We start from the raw sequence: 15202 nt of genomic DNA on the forward strand, positions 1-15202 counted from the left end.
TGGGTCAGCCGCAGCGGGCGGCGTGACAGGCGTCGCAGGTGGCGGCGCAGGCGCTTCCGGGGCTGGCGCAGGCGCAGGCGCCGCCGGCGCGGCGGGGCGTGGGACGGCTGGCGCTGCGGCGGGGACAGGCGTCGCGGGATCTGGGACGGGCGTGGGATCGGCCGGCGCCGTCGGCCCCGAGGGCGCCGGGGGCGGGACCGGATCTGGATCGGGCTTCAGGGCCAGGACGGCGATCCAGGCGATCGGCTTGCCGGTGGTGATCGGCCCGCCGGCCAGGGTCCGCTCGGTCTTGGTGACCGTGTCGCCGACATTGCCGCCGATGGAATGCACCACATGCTTGGGCGAGCGGGCCACCTGGCTGACGATGTCGCAGTGGGACTCGTAGCCGAAGGCGCCCTTGGCCGCCTCGACCCCGGCCAGCACCTGGCTGAAGCTGCGGATCGGGCTGGAGTTGCGGGAATAGCAGATCACGTCGCCGACCCGCGGCTCGACCCAGCTCGGGTCGCAGGGCAGGTAGGCATAGGCCTTGCGGCCCAGGCCATAGGCGTCGATCGCCGCCTGGATATAGCCCGCATGGGCCGGGGCCGGCCGGAACTGATCATTGGCCAGACCGGCCTGCTTCATCACCGAGGAGACGAATACGGCCGACCAGGGCAGGGTCGAGGCGCTGGAGCGCTTGATGGCGCCGGCAATGGCCTTGGCGGTGGGGGCGCCGGCGCCGAACTTGGCGTTGGCCGCCTCGATGTTCTGGCGGGTGTTGGCCTGCAGCACCTGAGGGCCGGAGGGGCCGATCACCACGTCATAGGGGAAGGTCAGCACCCCGTCGAAGCCGGTGTAGGCCCAGAACTGATAGACCGCGTCCCAGGACAGCGAGCCGGACAGGCCGCCGTCGCCGGTCTTGTCGATCACGGTGTCGACCGCCGTCTCCTTCACCCGCCCGTAGCCGAACTTGCCCCACTGGTCGTTGGCGACGCGGGAGATCTCCTGGGCCACGGCGGCGGGCGGCCGGGCGCTGGCCGCCATGCAGGCGTCCTTCAGGGCCGCGCGGTCGATGTGATAGCTCGCCGCCGCCGCAGGGGCGGGGGGCGACTGGAGCGCGGCGACCAGGGCGGCCGCCAGCATCAGGGCGGACCGGGTCATGGCCGGCCATCCGCCGCGGCGCAGGCCGGCAGGTAGACGACGGCGCAGGGCGGCGCATAGGGCCGCTCGGTCAGGCCCACGTCCGAGGCCTTGAGCCGGCTGTTGCGCACCCAGGAGCTCGCCTCGACGGGATCGAGGCCCGCCTGGCCCACGGCGTCAACCCAGTAGACCGCGTCGCGGCCGATCTGGAAGCTTCGGGCGCCGGGCGAGGTGAAGGGGGTCTGGTTGGCGATGATCCTGCGCGCCTTCCAGGTGTCGGGACCCGCCGCCTTCAGCAGCGGCAGGAGCTGGGCGGTCAGGGCGTCGCCCAGCGGCGGATAGTCCAGGGACCGGTCGAGGAAGAAGGCGAAGTCGGTCTCGGTGGGGGTCAGGCCCGCCTGGGCGTAGAGGCTGTAATAGCGGCCCATCCGCCCCGCCAGATAGCCGGCGGGTCCCAGGAAATAGGCGTCATAGCCGGCCCGAATCTCGGGATGGGCGGCCAGGCGCGCGAAGATCACCCGAAACTCCTCCCGCCGCTCGGGGTCGTCGAAGACCGGCTTCAGAACCGCCGCCTGATGGGCGCACCAGTCGGGGTCGGTGCGGTCGAGCAGGCGCTCGAGCACGGCGGTCTCGCCCTCGAAGTGCTCGCGCACCAGGGCTGCGGCAGCCGGCTGGGCGACCAGGGCCGAGAGCGCCTTCTGCAGGGTGCAGCCATGTCCGGCCGTGGCCTTGAACGGTCCCCAGCTGAGGATCGAGTCCGGGTCGGCGCTGGTCCAGCCGGCGCCCCGGTCCCAGTCCCAGATCGTGCGGTCATAGTCCGGCGTGAGCGGGGCGGCGCCGAAGGCCAGCACCTTGGCGCGATCCAGCGGCGTCGGCGGGGGCTGGTCCTTGAGCAGGCGGCTCCAGACCTTTTCCGGCAGGGCGGCGTCGGGAACCTTGCGGAACCAGCCCTTGCGGCAGTCGCGCAGGGCGGCGATGGCGGCGACGCCGCTGCGGTCCAGCCGGTTGGGCGACATGCGCAGACCCGCGGCGGCGGCGGGATCGGCGTGCTTGCAGCGGTCCAGCTCGTCGGCCAGCCCCAGGAACAGCGGGGTGAAGAAGCCCCATATGGAATCGGTCAGCCGCCATTTGCGGACCTGTCCTGCGTCGTCGGCGTAGGCGGGCTGCCGGACCAGGATCTGAGGCGCAGCCGCCCAGGCCGCGCCGCCCCAGAGCTGGGCGACGGCCCAGGCGAGGATCATGGCGGCGGCGCTTTTCGCGCGCATATCGGCCTCCCCAAGGGTTGGGGAAGCGTCGCAGTCGCGCTCCCGCCCGTCAACCTTGGGGCGTGGAAGGGTTCAGGCGAAGTCTCGGGCGAGTTCGGCGCGGGTCGAGGGGGACAGCAGGGCCATGTGGGCATAGGCCTCGTGGTCGCAGCCGATCATCACGGTCGTGGCCGGGTCGCGGAACTTTGCGACGCTCTCGGGCTTGAGGCCGAAGTGCAGGAAATGAACCGAGGAGGTCTTGCCGTCCTCGCGCGTCCGCTCGACCTCGTCCTCGGAGACCCCGTAGATCTTGTCGTCGCCGACCTTGAGATACATCAGGCTCTCGACCCCGCCGAGCCGGGCCAGGATCTGGGCGCGGCGCACCTCGTCCTCGATCTCGAACATCACGGTGGCCACCAGCTCGGTCCCCTGGGGGATCAGCGGATTATAGGCCGAGAGTTCGTCCGGTACCTGGGCGGCGCGCCCTTTTCGATGAGCAGCATCTCCTGGACCTGGAAGAGCATGGTCTCGTAGCTCTCGAAGAAGAAGGTGCAATGCGGCCCCAGATGCACCCGACGCAGGCGCTTGATCGGCATCAGCGCGCTGCGCCGTTCCTTGCGCACCTTGGCGAACTCGGCGTCCGGCATCAGGTCTTCCGGCGTGATCTGGCGAAGGGCGAGGGGCATGGCGGGCGTCTCTTCCTAAAGCGCCCCATAGGCGCGGGCGAAGATCTCGATGGGGTGGGACTGGCGCGGGGCCGTGGCCGGGCCGGTCTCGACCGTCAGCAGCTGGCCCAGGTGCTTGCAGGCCAGAGGGCAGTCCGAGCAGAGCTCGGCCGAACCCTTCTGCGCGACCTGCTTGGCGGCGGGCTTGCCGACCTTAACGGCCAGGGGGCGGGTCTGTTTCATCACCCCGAAGGTGCCGCCATGGCCGGAACAGCGCTCGACGATCTCGACCTTGGTGTCGGGGATCAGCTTGAGCATCTCGGCCGACTTCGCGCCCATGTTCTGGGCCCGGGCGTGGCAGGCGTGATGGACGGTGACCCCGCCCTCGACGGGGGTGAGGCCGGGCGCCAGGCCGAAGGTCTTGGCGAGCTCGACCACATATTCGCTGACGTCGCGGGTGGCGGCGGCCAGCCGCAGGACGGCGTGGTTCTCCGGCTCCAGCAGGGGCCATTCGAACTTCATCATCAGGCCGCAGCTGGCGGTGAGCGCCACGACCTCGTAGCCGTCCTCGATCAGCGGGGCGAACACCTTGGCGACCCGCTCGGCGCGGCCGGCCACGTCGCCGAGGTCGCCGGCCTCCAGCTGGGGCATGCCGCAGCATTCCGGATAGACCAGCTTGGCCTCGACCCCTTGCCTGGCCAGGACCTTGGCGGCGGCGACGGCGGTGTCGGGCTGGTTGTAGTCGACGAAGCAGGTCGCATAGAGCGCCACCTTGCGCTGGCCGAAGGCCGGGCCGGCCGGATCGGGGGCGAAGGGCGTCTTCAAAAGGTCGGTGGCGGTCTTGGAATGGTACTGGGGCAGCTCGGCCTCGGCGTCGATCTCGGCGATCGCCTCCAGCAGCTGGCGCAAGGGCGTGTTCTTGCGGGCCGTAGCCCAGTTGGCGAGGCCGGCGACCGGCTTGGCCAGCTTGCCGTTGCGATCGGTCTGGCCCAGCTGCTCGCGCACGAAATCCCGTTCCCCGGCGCGACGCTTGGCGGCGCGGTAGCGCAGGATCAGGTGCGGGATATCGATGTCGAACTCGTGCGGCGGCACATAGGGACACTTGGTCAGGAAGCACATGTCGCAGAGCGTGCAGGCCTCATCGACCTTGGCGTAGTCGGACTTGGCGACGCTATCGAGCTCGCCGGTCTTGCTCTCGTCGATCAGGTCGAAGAGGCGCGGGAAGCTGTCGCACAGATTGAAGCAGCGCCGGCAGGTGTGACAGACGTCGAACTGGCGCTCCATCTCCTTCTCGACGGCGGCCAGGTCGTAATAGGCCTCGTCGCGCCAGGCGATGGGATGACGGAAAGGCGCATCGAGGCTGCCCTCGCGCGCCGGCGTCTTGGGGGCGTCGGCCACGGTCGTTCTCCTGATCAGCGGTGCCGCGTCTCCTCCCCCGTTCACGGGGGAGGGGACCGGCGAAGCCGGTGGTGGGGGCGGCCTCAGGCTCGGCGCCCGGTCGCGCGCCCTCCACCACCCTACGGGCGGTCCCCCTCCCCCGCTGCGCAGGGGAGGATAGGATTAGCCCAGGGTGTCCAGGGCGCGCTGGAAGCGGCCGGCGTGGGACTTCTCGGCCTTGGCCAGGGTCTCGAACCAGTCGGCGATCTCGTCGAAACCTTCCTCGCGGGCGGTCTTGGCCATGCCCGGATACATGTCGGTGTATTCGTGGGTTTCGCCGGCGATCGAGGCCTTGAGGTTGTTCTCGGTGCCGCCGATCGGCAGGCCGGTGGCGGGATCGCCAACCTCTTCCATGAATTCCAGGTGGCCGTGGGCGTGGCCGGTCTCGCCCTCGGCGGTCGAGCGGAACACGGCGGCGACGTCGTTATAGCCTTCGATGTCGGCCTTCTGGGCGAAATAGAGATAGCGGCGGTTCGCCTGGCTCTCGCCGGCGAAGGCGTCTTTCAGATTCTGCAGGGTTTTGCTGGCGGCGAGGCCCATCGTCTTCTCCCATGTTCAGGCCGGGTGGAGTCCCGGCCAATCTATTGTCGGACCGCACTATGATCTCTTCGCGAAATAGACCAAATCGATTTAATTTATGGATCGCATAGATCAGATCTATGAATTGGGACTGGGCTGTTGACGCCGGTCCCGGCTTCAGCCGAACTGCCCCACATGCAGCTCACTCTCTCCTCCAGGCTCTATCGCGACCCCCAGGCCTATGAGCGCGAACGCACCGCTGTGTTCGCCGCCGGATGGCAGTTTCTGGGTCACGAGAGTGAGGTCCCCGAGGCAGGCGACTATCTGGCCGGCGAGGTCGCGGGCTGGCCGGTGCTGGCGGTGCGCGGGGCGGACCAGACCCTGCGCGGCTTCCACAATGTCTGTCGCCACCGGGCCGGGCCCCTGGTCGAGGACGGCCGTGGCAGCTGCGGCGCGGAGCTGACCTGCCGCTATCACGGCTGGCGCTATGCGCTCGACGGACGGCTGCGCTCGGCGGTGGATTTCGGCGCGGCCGAGGGGTTCGATCCGCGCGAATTCGGGCTGCATCCGGTGCGCACCGAGACCTGGCGCGGTTTCGTCTTCGTCAATCTCGACCAGAAGGCCGGCCCGCTCGCCGAGCTGGTGGCGCCCCTTGAGCGGATGTTCGCCGAGCGCGGCATGAGCCTGGCGTCCGCCACCCTGCGCCGCAGCCACGACATCGCCTGCAACTGGAAGACCTATGTCGAGAACTATCTCGAGGGCTATCACATCCCGGTGGTGCATCCGGCGCTGGCCGAAGAGGTCGAGACCGAGGGCTATCGGGTGCGGATGGACGGCGCCGTCGCGGTCCACGAAGTCCCGACCAAGAGCGGGGTCAATGACGGGCTGTGGGCCTGGCTTTGGCCGAACCTCGCCTTCAACGTCTATCGCTACGGCCTGATGGTCGAGCACATGCGCCCGATCGGCCACGCCAAGACCCGGCTCGACTACCTGTATTTCTACGACCCCGAGACGGCGGATATGGACGCGGTGCTGGCCGCTTCCAACCAGCTGACCGCCGAGGACGTGAAGATCTGCGAGGCGGTGCAGCGCAATCTCGACGCTGGGATCTATGACACCGGCGTGCTGTCGCCCCGCCACGAGGACGGGGTGGCCTGGTTCCAGACACAGGTGGCTGAGGCGATCGCGCCGTCGGTCCCGGCCTAGGCGGTGGCGCAGGGGGGTCGAAAGCTCGGCCTTTGGGCCGCCCTGGTGATCGTGGCCGGAAACATGATCGGCTCAGGGCTCTATCTGCTGCCGGCGACGCTCGGAGCGGTGGGGTCCATCACCATCTTCTCCTGGCTCATCGCCGGTGGCGGGGCGCTCGTGCTCGCCCTGGTCTTCGCCTATCTCGGCCTCCTGCGGCCCCATGCGGACGGGGCGGTGGCCTATGCGACCGAGGGACTCGGGCCAGCGCTCGGCCACTTCGGATGGTTCACCTATTGGGTCACCTGCTGCTTCGGGACCTCCGGGGTTGCGGTGGCCGCCACGGGCTATCTGAGCTTCTTCTTTCCAGCCCTGAAGGCGACCGGGCCCGGCCTGGTCTCAAGCATCGGGATCATCTGGCTGATGGTGGGCGCCAACCTCATCGGTCCGAAGCTGATGGCGCGGATCGGGGCGGCGACGCTGCTGATCGGCCTCGCTCCCATCGTCCTGGCCATCGGGGTGGGCTTCGTCAGCTTCCGGCCGGAGGTGTTCGCCGCCTCCTGGAACGTCAGCGGCCGCTCGGACCTGGCGGCGACCCTCACCTCGGTCACCCCGATCTTCTGGGCCTTTCTGGGCCTGGAGTGCGCCAACATCGTCGCGGCCATCATCGATAATCCCAAGCGCAACCTGCCGCTCGCCGCCGTGGGCGGGGTGGCCCTCGCGCTTACGGTTTACCTCCTGGCTTCGGTGGCGATCCTGGGCCTCTTGCCCGCCCGCACCCTGGCCGCCTCCACCGCGCCCTTCGCCGACGCCATCCGCGGGGTGGCGGGTGGCCTGGCGGCCGCCCTGGTCGCCGCCTGCGCCCTGGCCAAGACCTTCGGGGCCTTGGGCGGCTGGATCCTGGTGGGGGCGGAGTCCAACCGCTCCGGCGCAGCTGTGGGCTTCTTGCCGCGCTGGACCTCCGACGTGACGCCGGACAGCCGGATGGTGCGCGATCTCGTCCTGGTGGGCCTGATTATGTCGGTCAGCATCTACGCCAGCGCCTCGCCGACTCTCGGCAAGCAGTTCGGGGTGCTGATCAATGTCACCGTGGTCATTTCCATGGTGCTTTACCTGCTCTGCTCGCTCGCCCTGGTGAAGATGGCGACAGAGCTGGAGACGGCGCGCAGCCGCATCATCGCCCGGATCGCCGGGGGAGTTGGCGCGCTGTTCTCCGCCGGCGTGATCGCGGTTTCCGATCCCGCCTTGCGGCTGCCGACCCTGATGGTGGCGGTGCTCAGCTTCGCCTTCTACGGCGTGTCGCGCTGGCGCAGGCTTCAGCCGGCATAGGGCCGCACGACGCCGTTGGGGTCCTCGACCGCCGTCGCCCCGTCCGCAGCTTGCGACAGATAGTCGGGGCCGACCGGCACCTTGCCGTGGCCGTCGGGGATATCCAGCACATAGGTCGGCTGGCAGAGGCCGGAATAGCGGCCCCGCAGGCCCCGCATCACTGCATGTCCCTCGGCCAGCGTGGTGCGCAGATGGCCGGTGCCGGGCGCGAGGTCGTGATGGTGCAGGTAGTAGGGCTTGATCCGCGTCTCGACCATGGCCCGCATCAGGGCGCCCAGGGTCTCCGGCGTGTCATTGATCCCCTTGAGCAGCACGGTCTGGCCGATCATCGGCACGCCGGCGTCGACGATTCTGGCGCAGGCCGCGCGGGCGGCGGGCGTCAGCTCGCGGGCGTGATTGGCGTGCAGGGCGACATAGACCGCCTTGCCCGGGCAGTTCAGGGCGGCGACCAACTCGTCGGTCACGGCGGCCGGATCGACGGCCGGCACGCGGGTGTGGAAGCGGACCACCTTCACATGGTCGATCTGCGCCAACCTGGCCATCAGCTCGGCGATCCGCCGGGGCGAGAGCACGAAGGGGTCGCCGCCGGTGACGATCAGCTCCCAGATCGCCGGGGTCGCGGCGACATAGGCCAGAGCCGCGTCCAGCGCCGCGGGCGACAGGGGCTTCACCCCGTCGGGCCCCACCATTTCGCGGCGGAAGCAGAACCGGCAATAGACGGCGCAGGTGTGGGTGATCTTCAGCAGCGCGCGGTCGGGATAGCGGTGGACGATCCCCTCGACCGGGCTGTGGCTGTCGTCGCCGACCGGATCGGCGGATTCTTCGGGGCTCTGAACCAGCTCCGCCTCATGGGGCAGGAACTGGCGGGCGATGGGGTCGTCCAGATCCTCGACCAGCTCGGCCATGGCGGGCGTGATCGCCACCGCATATTGCGCCGCCACCCGCTCCAGCGCCGGCAGGCGTTCCGGCGCGATCAGGCCGGCGTCGGCCAGGGCCTGGGGACTGCGAAGGGTCTTGGTCGTGGTCATGAGGTTGAGAACAGCCGAACCGTTTCCGGATCCGCGTCGAAGCGGCACTCATCAGCCATCCACGCAGGCGCAGCACCTCGGCGGACCAAGGTCCTGACTGCGCTGTTCCGGCAGAGGCTACAGGGCGTGTGTTCGTATAGGTTCAGGAGAGTGGTCCTGCATTCGTCGGTGGAGACGTCGTTCTTATCGAGCAGGGCAAGAACGGAGAGGCCGAGATCGTGAGCGCGCTCCTCGGACGGCGGCTTATGAAGCAAGGGTTCGATCTTTGCAAAGTCGCCGGGTTGGTAGTTCGCGAGGAGCAAGCGCACGCCCTGGTCGCCCATTGCGAGCCGTTGTAGCGCTTCTTGGCGAACCCGAGGATGCGGTACGCGTCCGAGGATCCCTGCGGTGATCCCAGACACTCTGGGGATCGGACTGTCGAGCCACTTGAACAGGCGCGTTGGATCGTCGGGGAAAGGCCGTCCCGTGAAGTGGCGAAGGAGTTGGGCGGCATCATTCTCGTCGATGCGCTCCAACATTTCCGCGGTAAGCGAGCTCCAATCAGCCTGCGATAGCTTTCGTCTCCAAGCGCCCGGTGGGCGTCGTCCGCCGAATATGTCTGATCTTATTGCCGCCAAATCGTAGGCTTCATCGTCCACCGAAGGTTCGGGTTGTCCTACATCCTCGATAGACGACATGAGCTCGTCGAGCTGCAGATGATTCGCTCGCAATTCCCTGAGGGTCTGTTCGGAATTCGCCCCGTCGCGCTCGAAAAGCGCGTCCAGCATGCCCTGAACTCGCCAACCTTCAGACTTGAGCCGAGATGCCAATAGCTCGGCGCAATCCAGCAATGCAGCTGCGCCATCGAGGAGGATCAGGCCCTCCATACAGTCCAGCTGGTCCTCGTCGGATAGGCCTGCGAAGGCTCCACGGAGGGCGTCCCCTTCAAGCTGGGGTAAAATCCTGACCAAACGGACCAGTACGGTGAAAAGCTGCGGTACGTCTGTATCCTCGTCGGCCGAGATCAGCGCAGTTTCCAGCTTGGAAAAGAGGGCCGCCGGGCTATCGCTCGCGGTGATGAGGCGGGCCAAATATGCACTGCGTTCGCTCTCGCATTGACGGTCGAAGGCGAGATTGCTCACGCAGGCGCGAATGATTTGGTCGTGCAGGCCTTTGCGCTCTGGCGCCTGCAGAAGGAGTTTCATGGCGCGGCCAGACCCCTTCGCCAGAGCCGCCGCGAACTCCTCGTCCAGTATCGTCATATCGCCTTCAACCAATGCGAGTTGTACGGCGCCAGGGGTGACCATTCTCCGGCGAACATTCGGGCGCGCTTATGGCGTCTCGGCGACCGGGACCCACAGCACCTGATCGATGCGGCTGGCCCCCGTCGCCAGCATGACCAGCCGGTCGAAGCCCAGCGCCGATCCGCTGGCCGGAGGCATGTGGGCGAGCGCCGCCAGGAAGTCCTCGTCGATCGGATAGGTCTCGCCATAGACGCGGAGCTTTTCGACCATCTCGGCCTCGAAGCGGCGGCGCTGTTCGGCCACGTCGGTCAGTTCCCCGAAGGCGTTGGCGAGCTCGACCCCGCAGCCATAGAGCTCGAAGCGCTCGGCCACGCGGGGATCCGACGGCTTGGGTCGCGCCAGCGCGGCTTCCGCCACCGGATATTCGCACAGGATCGTCGCCCGGCCCTGGCCCAGGAAGGGCTCGATCTTCTCGACCAGCACGCGGGAGAAGACATCCGCCCAGGTGTCGTCGTCGGCGACCCGGATTCCCTTTTCCCGGGCGGATGCGGCCAGGGCGTCGCGGTCCGTCGATCCGTCGGCGGCCACCGTGGTCAGAAGGTCGATCCCGGCCATGCGGTCGAAGGCCTCGGCGAGCGTCAGCCGCTCCGGTTCGGCGAAGGGGTCCATGCTCATGTCGCGGAAGGCGAAGGCCTTGGCGCCGGCCGTCTCGGCCGCGAGCGCCAGCAGGGCCGCGCAGTCGGCCATCAGGGTCTCGTAGGGTTCCCGCACCCGATACCATTCCAGCATGGTGAACTCGGGATGGTGCAGGGGGCCGCGCTCGCGATTGCGCCAGACCTTACCCAGACTGAAGATCCGCGTCTCGCCCGCCGCCAGCAGGGTCTTGCAGGCGAACTCCGGCGAGGTGTGCAGGTGGAGCCGCGTGCGACCGCCGTCATGGCCGACCGCGTCGGTGGAGAAGGCGTGCAGATGGGCCTCGTTGCCCGGCGAGATCTGCAGGGCCGCGGTCTCCACCTCCTCGAAGCCGCGGACCTCGAACCAGGCGCGGACGGCGCGGGTGATACGGTTGCGGGTCGTCAGAAATCCCCGGCGATCGGCGTGGCGCTCGGGAGCCCACCAGGCGGAGGGGGAGGGGATCGGCACGGGTTTGGGTTCCGGTTCGGCGGCGGCCTGGAGCCGCAAGGGACGAAGACGACTGGCGATCTTGGCGCGGATCGCTATAGGTGCGCTCAAGATTTACAAGACCGCGCGCTCCTCGAGGGGCGCGGCAAGCTTCGAGGAAGAGAACTTAAGTGAAGGTCGCTGCAAGCTCGCTCCGCAAGGGCGCCGTCGTCGATATGGAAGGCCGGCTCTATGTCGTGCTGACCGCGGAGAACATCCACCCCGGCAAGGGCACCCCGGTGACCCAGCTGAACATGCGCCGCATCTCCGACGGCGTGAAGGTCTCGGAACGCTGGCGGACGACCGAACAGGTCGAGCGCGCCTTCGTCGACGACCGTGACTACAACTTCCTCTACAACGACGGGGAAGGCTATCACTTCATGAACCCGGAGAACTTCGACCAGGTCGTGGTTCCGGAAGACGTGGTGGGCGACAACGCCTCCTGGCTGCAGGACGGCATGACCTGCATCCTGTCCCTGCACGAGGGCGTGCCGATCGCCATGCAGCTGCCCAGCCGCGTGACCTTCGAGATCGCCGAGACCGAGCCGGCGGTGAAGAACCAGACCGCGTCCTCGTCCTACAAGCCCGCCATCCTGACCAACGGCGCCCGCGTCATGGTCCCGCCCTATATCGCGGCCGGCACGCGCATCGTCATCCTGACGGAAGACGGCACCTATATCGAACGCGCCAAGGACTAAATGACTTGGTCCCCTCTCCCCCTGCGGGAGAGGGTGGCCCTGCGCAGCAGGGTCGGGTGAGGGGTCAAACAGACCTCTCCGAATGCGGCGTCCCCAGAATCGCCGATGGCGGAGCAAGACCCCTCATCCGTCGGCTTCGCCGACACCTTCTCCCGCAAGGGGAGAAGGGAAATTAGCTACTCCAGATCCGGATAGGGCCCCTTGCCGCCCTCGGCGATGAAGCGGTCGATGCGGGCGGTCAGCACCGGCATGGGCACGCTGCCCAGCTCCAGCACGGTGTCGTGGAAGGCGCGCAGGTTGAACTTGGGGCCCAGGGCCTTCTCGGCTTTTTCCCGGGCCGCCAGGATGGTCGCCTCGCCGAGATAATAGGCCAGGGCCTGGCCGGGCCAGCCGATATAGCGGTCGACCTCGGTCTCGATCTCATGGTCGCTGAGCGCGGTGTTGTCGTGCAGGAACCGCTGGGCCTGCTCCCGAGTCCAGCCCTTGGAATGGATGCCGGTGTCGACCACCAGTCGGGCGGCGCGCCACATCTGATAGGTCAGCATGCCGAACCGGTCATAGGGCGTTTCGTACATGCCCATCTCCAGGCCGAGCTTCTCGCAATAGAGCGCCCAGCCCTCGCCGAAGGCGGAGATGTAGACCTTCTGACGGAACTCCGGCTGTTCCTTGTGCTCCATAGCGATCGGCATCTGGAAGGCGTGGCCGGGCGCGCTCTCGTGCAGGGTGAGCGCCGTCAGATTGTACAGCGGCCGGGACGGCAGGTTGTAGGTGTTGACCAGATAGACGCCGGGGCCGCCGCGGCCCGAGGTGTAATAGGGCGCGATGTCGTCCGGCACGGGGATGATCGCGAACCGCTTGCGCGGCAGATAGCCGAAATACTGGTCGGCCTTGCCGTCGAACCGCTTGGCGATCCAGGCCGCCCGCATCAGCAGCTCTTCCGGGGTCTTGGCGTAGAACTTCGGATCGGTGCGCAGATAGGTCAGGAAGGCCGGGAAGTCGCCCTGGAACCCGGTCTCCTTCATGACGTCCAGCATCTGGGCGTGGATCTTGGCCACCTCCGACAGACCGAGCGCGTGGATCTGGTCGGCGGTCATGTCGAGGGTGGTGAACTCCTTGATCTTGCTCTGATAATAGGCCCTTCCGTCGGGCAGGGTCTCGGCCGCGAGATCCGCCCGGGCGGCCGGCAGATAGGTGGTCCGCATGAAGGTCAGGAGCTCGGCATAGGCCGGGATCACGGAGCTCTCGATGGCCGCAAGCGCCTTGGCCTTCAGCCGGGCCTGGTCGGCGGCGGGGATCGAGGCCGGCATCTGCTTGAGCGGCCCGAAATAGGGATTGGCCTCGCCCTTGGCCTCGGCCACCGAGGCGATGGAGGCGTCGCGGCCCTTGAGCACCACCTGGGGCGGGGTGAAGCCGCGGGCCAGGCCGGCGCGCATATTGACGATCTCCTCGCCGAAATAGCGCGGAAAGTCGCCCAGCTGGGTGATGTAGCGCTCATATTCGGCGGCGTCGCGCAGGGGCTTGCGGGCCTCGCCGGTCAGGTCCGACCAGAAGGCGGAATCGCCGTTCAGCGGCTTCTCATAGTCCCGGAACTTCTGCTGATTGATCAGGACCGCGATCTGGTCACGATAGATCTGGGCGTTGATCTTCGCCTCCGGCGACAGGCTCGCCGCCGGAATGGCGTCGAGCTCGGCCATGACCTTGGTCCAATAGGCGAGCCGGGCCGTCTGATGGGCGGCGTCGATGCGCGGCAGGTGATCGGCCATGCGATCGGTGGAATCCTCGCCCTCCTGGCCGTCCAGCTCGGCGCTGCGCCAGGCCCATTCGCGGGTGTAGAGCGCCTTGAACTTCGCATCGCCCGCCGCGTCGGCGGCGAGGGCCTGGGAGGTCAGGGCGGTTGCGGCGAAGAGGGCGGCGAGGCCCAGGCGCGTGGCGGTGCGGGACATGCGAAACTCCGAAAGCGTGGCCTATCTGACCTTGCGCCGGGGCTTCGGGCTAGGGGGCGCGGGTTTGGCGACCTCATAGACATAGGCCCAGTCGCCATTCGGCTCGTCGTCATTGGGGCCATAGTCGCTGGGAAATCCGTGGGCGACGACCGTCGCCCCGGCCAGCTCTGGGCGGGCGGCCAGGGCGGCGCGGATCCGCTCGGCGTCGGGCGGGCCGACATCGTGGACGCTCCAGGCCAGGATGGGACAGCCCCCGTGGGCGCGGGGCGTGAACAGCGGGGCCAGCGCCGGATCCCCCGCCAGCTCATCGGGCAGCAACGCCTGGAGCCGGCCGCCGCCGCGATAATAGCGGCCGAAGAAGTCTGCCTCGGCGAGCCGCCGGAAGAACAGGGTGGAGGGGCCGAAGCGGTAGGGCAGGACGACCGGAATGTCCTGGCCCCGGCAGGCGGGGAGATTGGACACATAGGCGGCGGAGCCGCGCCAGTCCTCCATCCGCTGAATGTCCCGCCGCTCCAGGGTGAGCGGCAGGCGCAGCGCCATACAGACGAACACGGCAAGGCCCAGGGCGGCCTCCCAGCGGGGGCCTCTCGATCCCAGGGCCGCGTCATAGAGCCAGGCGAGACCTGGCCAGATCAGGGGGAAGGCGACCAGGACGTTCTGGTCGGAGAAGGAGGGCGTATAGACCAGGGTGACGAGGACCCCGAGCAGGGCGGCTGCCACCGCCGCGAACAGGCCGGCGCCCGCCAGCCAGTCGCCGAGCGGACGGTCGCTCCCCTCCGGCGCCCGTGCCGCCCGCCCGCGCCAGGCCGCAAGCGCCAGGAGGAGGCCGCCCAGGGCGACCTCGACCTTGCCGTCCATGAGGTCCTCCCAGACGCCGGTCAGCTCCATCCGGAAGAAGGGCCAATCCTTGCCGAACCACAGGGCGTTGAAGTTCTGCAGGGTGTGGACGCGCAGGGCGTGGATATAGACGAGCGCCACGGCCAGGATCACGAGACCGGCTCCGGCGACGGCGGCCTGCAGGCGTCGATCGCGGGTGGTGAGGATCAGGGCCGCGAACACCATGCCGGTCTGCAGCAGCATGTAGAAATGGCCCATCGACCCGATCAGGCCTGCGGCGACCAGGGTCGCGTAGGCCCTGGCCGGGAACGGGCCGCCCTGCGCCTGGCGGCGGCGGATGGCGACGGCCGCGGCCGCCAGGACGGCGCTGGCCAGCATGCAGAAGGCGTAGTTGCGGCCGTTCTGGGACTGGTTGAACCACCAGGCCGTGCCGACCGCGACCAGGCCGGCGAACAGGCGCGCCCGCAGGGAATAGACGCCCCGCGTCCCGGCCATGAACACCGCCACGGCCCCGGTCGCACAGATCGCGCTCAGCGACCGGACGGCGACCTCCGAGGATCCGAACAGGCCGATCCAGCTGTTGAGCGCGAGATAATAGGCAGGGGGGTGGGTATCGGTCAGGGCCCGGGCCATGACCTCGCTCCAACCGCCGTGATGATCCACGACGAACAGGGTGAAGAGCTCGTCGATCCAGTAGCTGGAGGTCGAAAGCCCGTGGAACGCCCAGCCCAGGAACACCGCTAGCAGGGCCGCGGACAGGGTCTCGGGCAGGAACTTGACGAACTTCACTCAGGCGCTCCGGGCGGGCGCCTAC

At 68.3% G+C, this 15202-nt stretch carries 12 protein-coding genes and 1 pseudogene; 3 read left to right on the forward strand and 10 right to left on the reverse strand.

Annotated elements, in window-relative coordinates; all coding sequences use genetic code 11:
• The 5 genes and pseudogenes from MQH10_RS18875 to MQH10_RS18895 all read right to left on the reverse strand — a co-directional run.
• Positions 1–1140 (reverse strand): DUF2272 domain-containing protein (locus tag MQH10_RS18875; RefSeq protein ID WP_242565547.1); only part of this gene is annotated, 1140 nt, incomplete at its 3' end.
• Positions 1137–2384, reverse strand: a complete 1248-nt coding sequence (locus MQH10_RS18880; RefSeq protein ID WP_242565548.1) for a hypothetical protein — start codon at positions 2382–2384, stop codon at positions 1137–1139. The genes MQH10_RS18880 and MQH10_RS18875, both read right to left, overlap by 4 nt.
• Positions 2385–2456: 72 nt before the next feature.
• Positions 2457–3049: pseudogene (locus MQH10_RS18885) on the reverse strand (DUF3501 family protein).
• Positions 3050–3064: 15 nt separating this feature from the next.
• Positions 3065–4426: a heterodisulfide reductase-related iron-sulfur binding cluster gene (locus tag MQH10_RS18890; RefSeq protein ID WP_242565549.1), complete on the reverse strand. Its 1362-nt coding sequence runs from the start codon at positions 4424–4426 to the stop codon at positions 3065–3067.
• A 162-nt stretch (positions 4427–4588) separates the two neighbouring features.
• Positions 4589–5005, reverse strand: a complete 417-nt coding sequence (locus MQH10_RS18895; protein WP_242565550.1) for a rubrerythrin family protein — start codon at positions 5003–5005, stop codon at positions 4589–4591.
• A gap of 174 nt (positions 5006–5179) precedes the next feature.
• Here MQH10_RS18895 and MQH10_RS18900 point away from each other — a divergent pair, with 174 nt between their 5' ends.
• On the forward strand, positions 5180–6190 hold the full coding sequence (locus MQH10_RS18900; protein WP_242565551.1) for an aromatic ring-hydroxylating oxygenase subunit alpha: 1011 nt from the start codon (positions 5180–5182) through the stop codon (positions 6188–6190).
• A 3-nt stretch (positions 6191–6193) separates the two neighbouring features.
• Entirely contained in the window at positions 6194–7498 is a 1305-nt protein-coding gene (locus MQH10_RS18905; RefSeq protein WP_336605126.1) for an amino acid permease, read from the forward strand.
• Here the strand turns inward: MQH10_RS18905 and MQH10_RS18910 are convergent.
• The 3 genes from MQH10_RS18910 to epmA form a co-directional block, all read right to left on the reverse strand.
• A complete protein-coding gene (locus MQH10_RS18910) occupies positions 7486–8526 on the reverse strand; it encodes a lysine-2,3-aminomutase-like protein (RefSeq protein ID WP_242565553.1) in 1041 nt (346 codons plus the stop codon). The two genes, MQH10_RS18905 and MQH10_RS18910, sit on opposite strands and share 13 nt — an antisense overlap.
• The gene (locus MQH10_RS18915) at positions 8523–9767 is read right to left on the reverse strand and encodes a hypothetical protein (RefSeq protein ID WP_242565554.1); all 1245 of its coding nucleotides are present in this window, start codon (positions 9765–9767) and stop codon (positions 8523–8525) included. The genes MQH10_RS18910 and MQH10_RS18915 overlap by 4 nt, the downstream gene beginning before the upstream one ends.
• 69 nt (positions 9768–9836) lie before the next feature.
• Positions 9837–10892, reverse strand: a complete 1056-nt coding sequence (epmA, locus tag MQH10_RS18920) for an EF-P lysine aminoacylase EpmA (protein WP_242565555.1) — start codon at positions 10890–10892, stop codon at positions 9837–9839.
• Positions 10893–11041: 149 nt separating this feature from the next.
• Between epmA and efp the strand changes: the two genes are divergently transcribed.
• Positions 11042–11608 carry an elongation factor P gene (gene efp / locus MQH10_RS18925; RefSeq protein ID WP_242565556.1) on the forward strand — a complete coding sequence of 189 codons (567 nt, stop codon included), beginning with the start codon at positions 11042–11044 and terminating at the stop codon, positions 11606–11608.
• Between the two features lie 176 nt (positions 11609–11784).
• Here efp and MQH10_RS18930 read toward each other — a convergent pair whose 3' ends face one another.
• Together MQH10_RS18930 and MQH10_RS18935 are read right to left on the reverse strand one after the other, a co-directional pair.
• Positions 11785–13551, reverse strand: coding sequence for a DUF885 domain-containing protein (locus tag MQH10_RS18930; protein WP_242565557.1), 1767 nt, complete (start codon positions 13549–13551; stop codon positions 11785–11787).
• 21 nt (positions 13552–13572) lie between these two features.
• On the reverse strand, positions 13573–15177 hold the full coding sequence (locus tag MQH10_RS18935) for a hypothetical protein (RefSeq protein WP_242565558.1): 1605 nt from the start codon (positions 15175–15177) through the stop codon (positions 13573–13575).
• Positions 15178–15202: the final 25 nt, after the last annotated feature.

Origin of the sequence: Phenylobacterium aquaticum, assembly GCF_022695515.1 — a bacterium.
GTDB classification, from domain to species: Bacteria; Pseudomonadota; Alphaproteobacteria; order Caulobacterales; family Caulobacteraceae; genus Phenylobacterium; species Phenylobacterium aquaticum.

Bases quoted from the DNA above. Each gene is read 5' to 3' on its own strand.
- MQH10_RS18880 (WP_242565548.1), bottom strand. From the start codon at position 2,384: ATGCGCGCGAAAAGCGCCGCCGCCATGATCCTCGCCTGGGCCGTCGCC.
- MQH10_RS18930 (WP_242565557.1), bottom strand. From the start codon at position 13,551: ATGTCCCGCACCGCCACGCGCCTGGGCCTCGCCGCCCTCTTCGCCGCA.
- MQH10_RS18900 (WP_242565551.1), top strand. From the start codon at position 5,180: ATGCAGCTCACTCTCTCCTCCAGGCTCTATCGCGACCCCCAGGCCTAT.
- MQH10_RS18915 (WP_242565554.1), bottom strand. From the start codon at position 9,767: ATGACGATACTGGACGAGGAGTTCGCGGCGGCTCTGGCGAAGGGGTCT.
- MQH10_RS18895 (WP_242565550.1), bottom strand. From the start codon at position 5,005: ATGGGCCTCGCCGCCAGCAAAACCCTGCAGAATCTGAAAGACGCCTTC.
- MQH10_RS18910 (WP_242565553.1), bottom strand. From the start codon at position 8,526: ATGACCACGACCAAGACCCTTCGCAGTCCCCAGGCCCTGGCCGACGCC.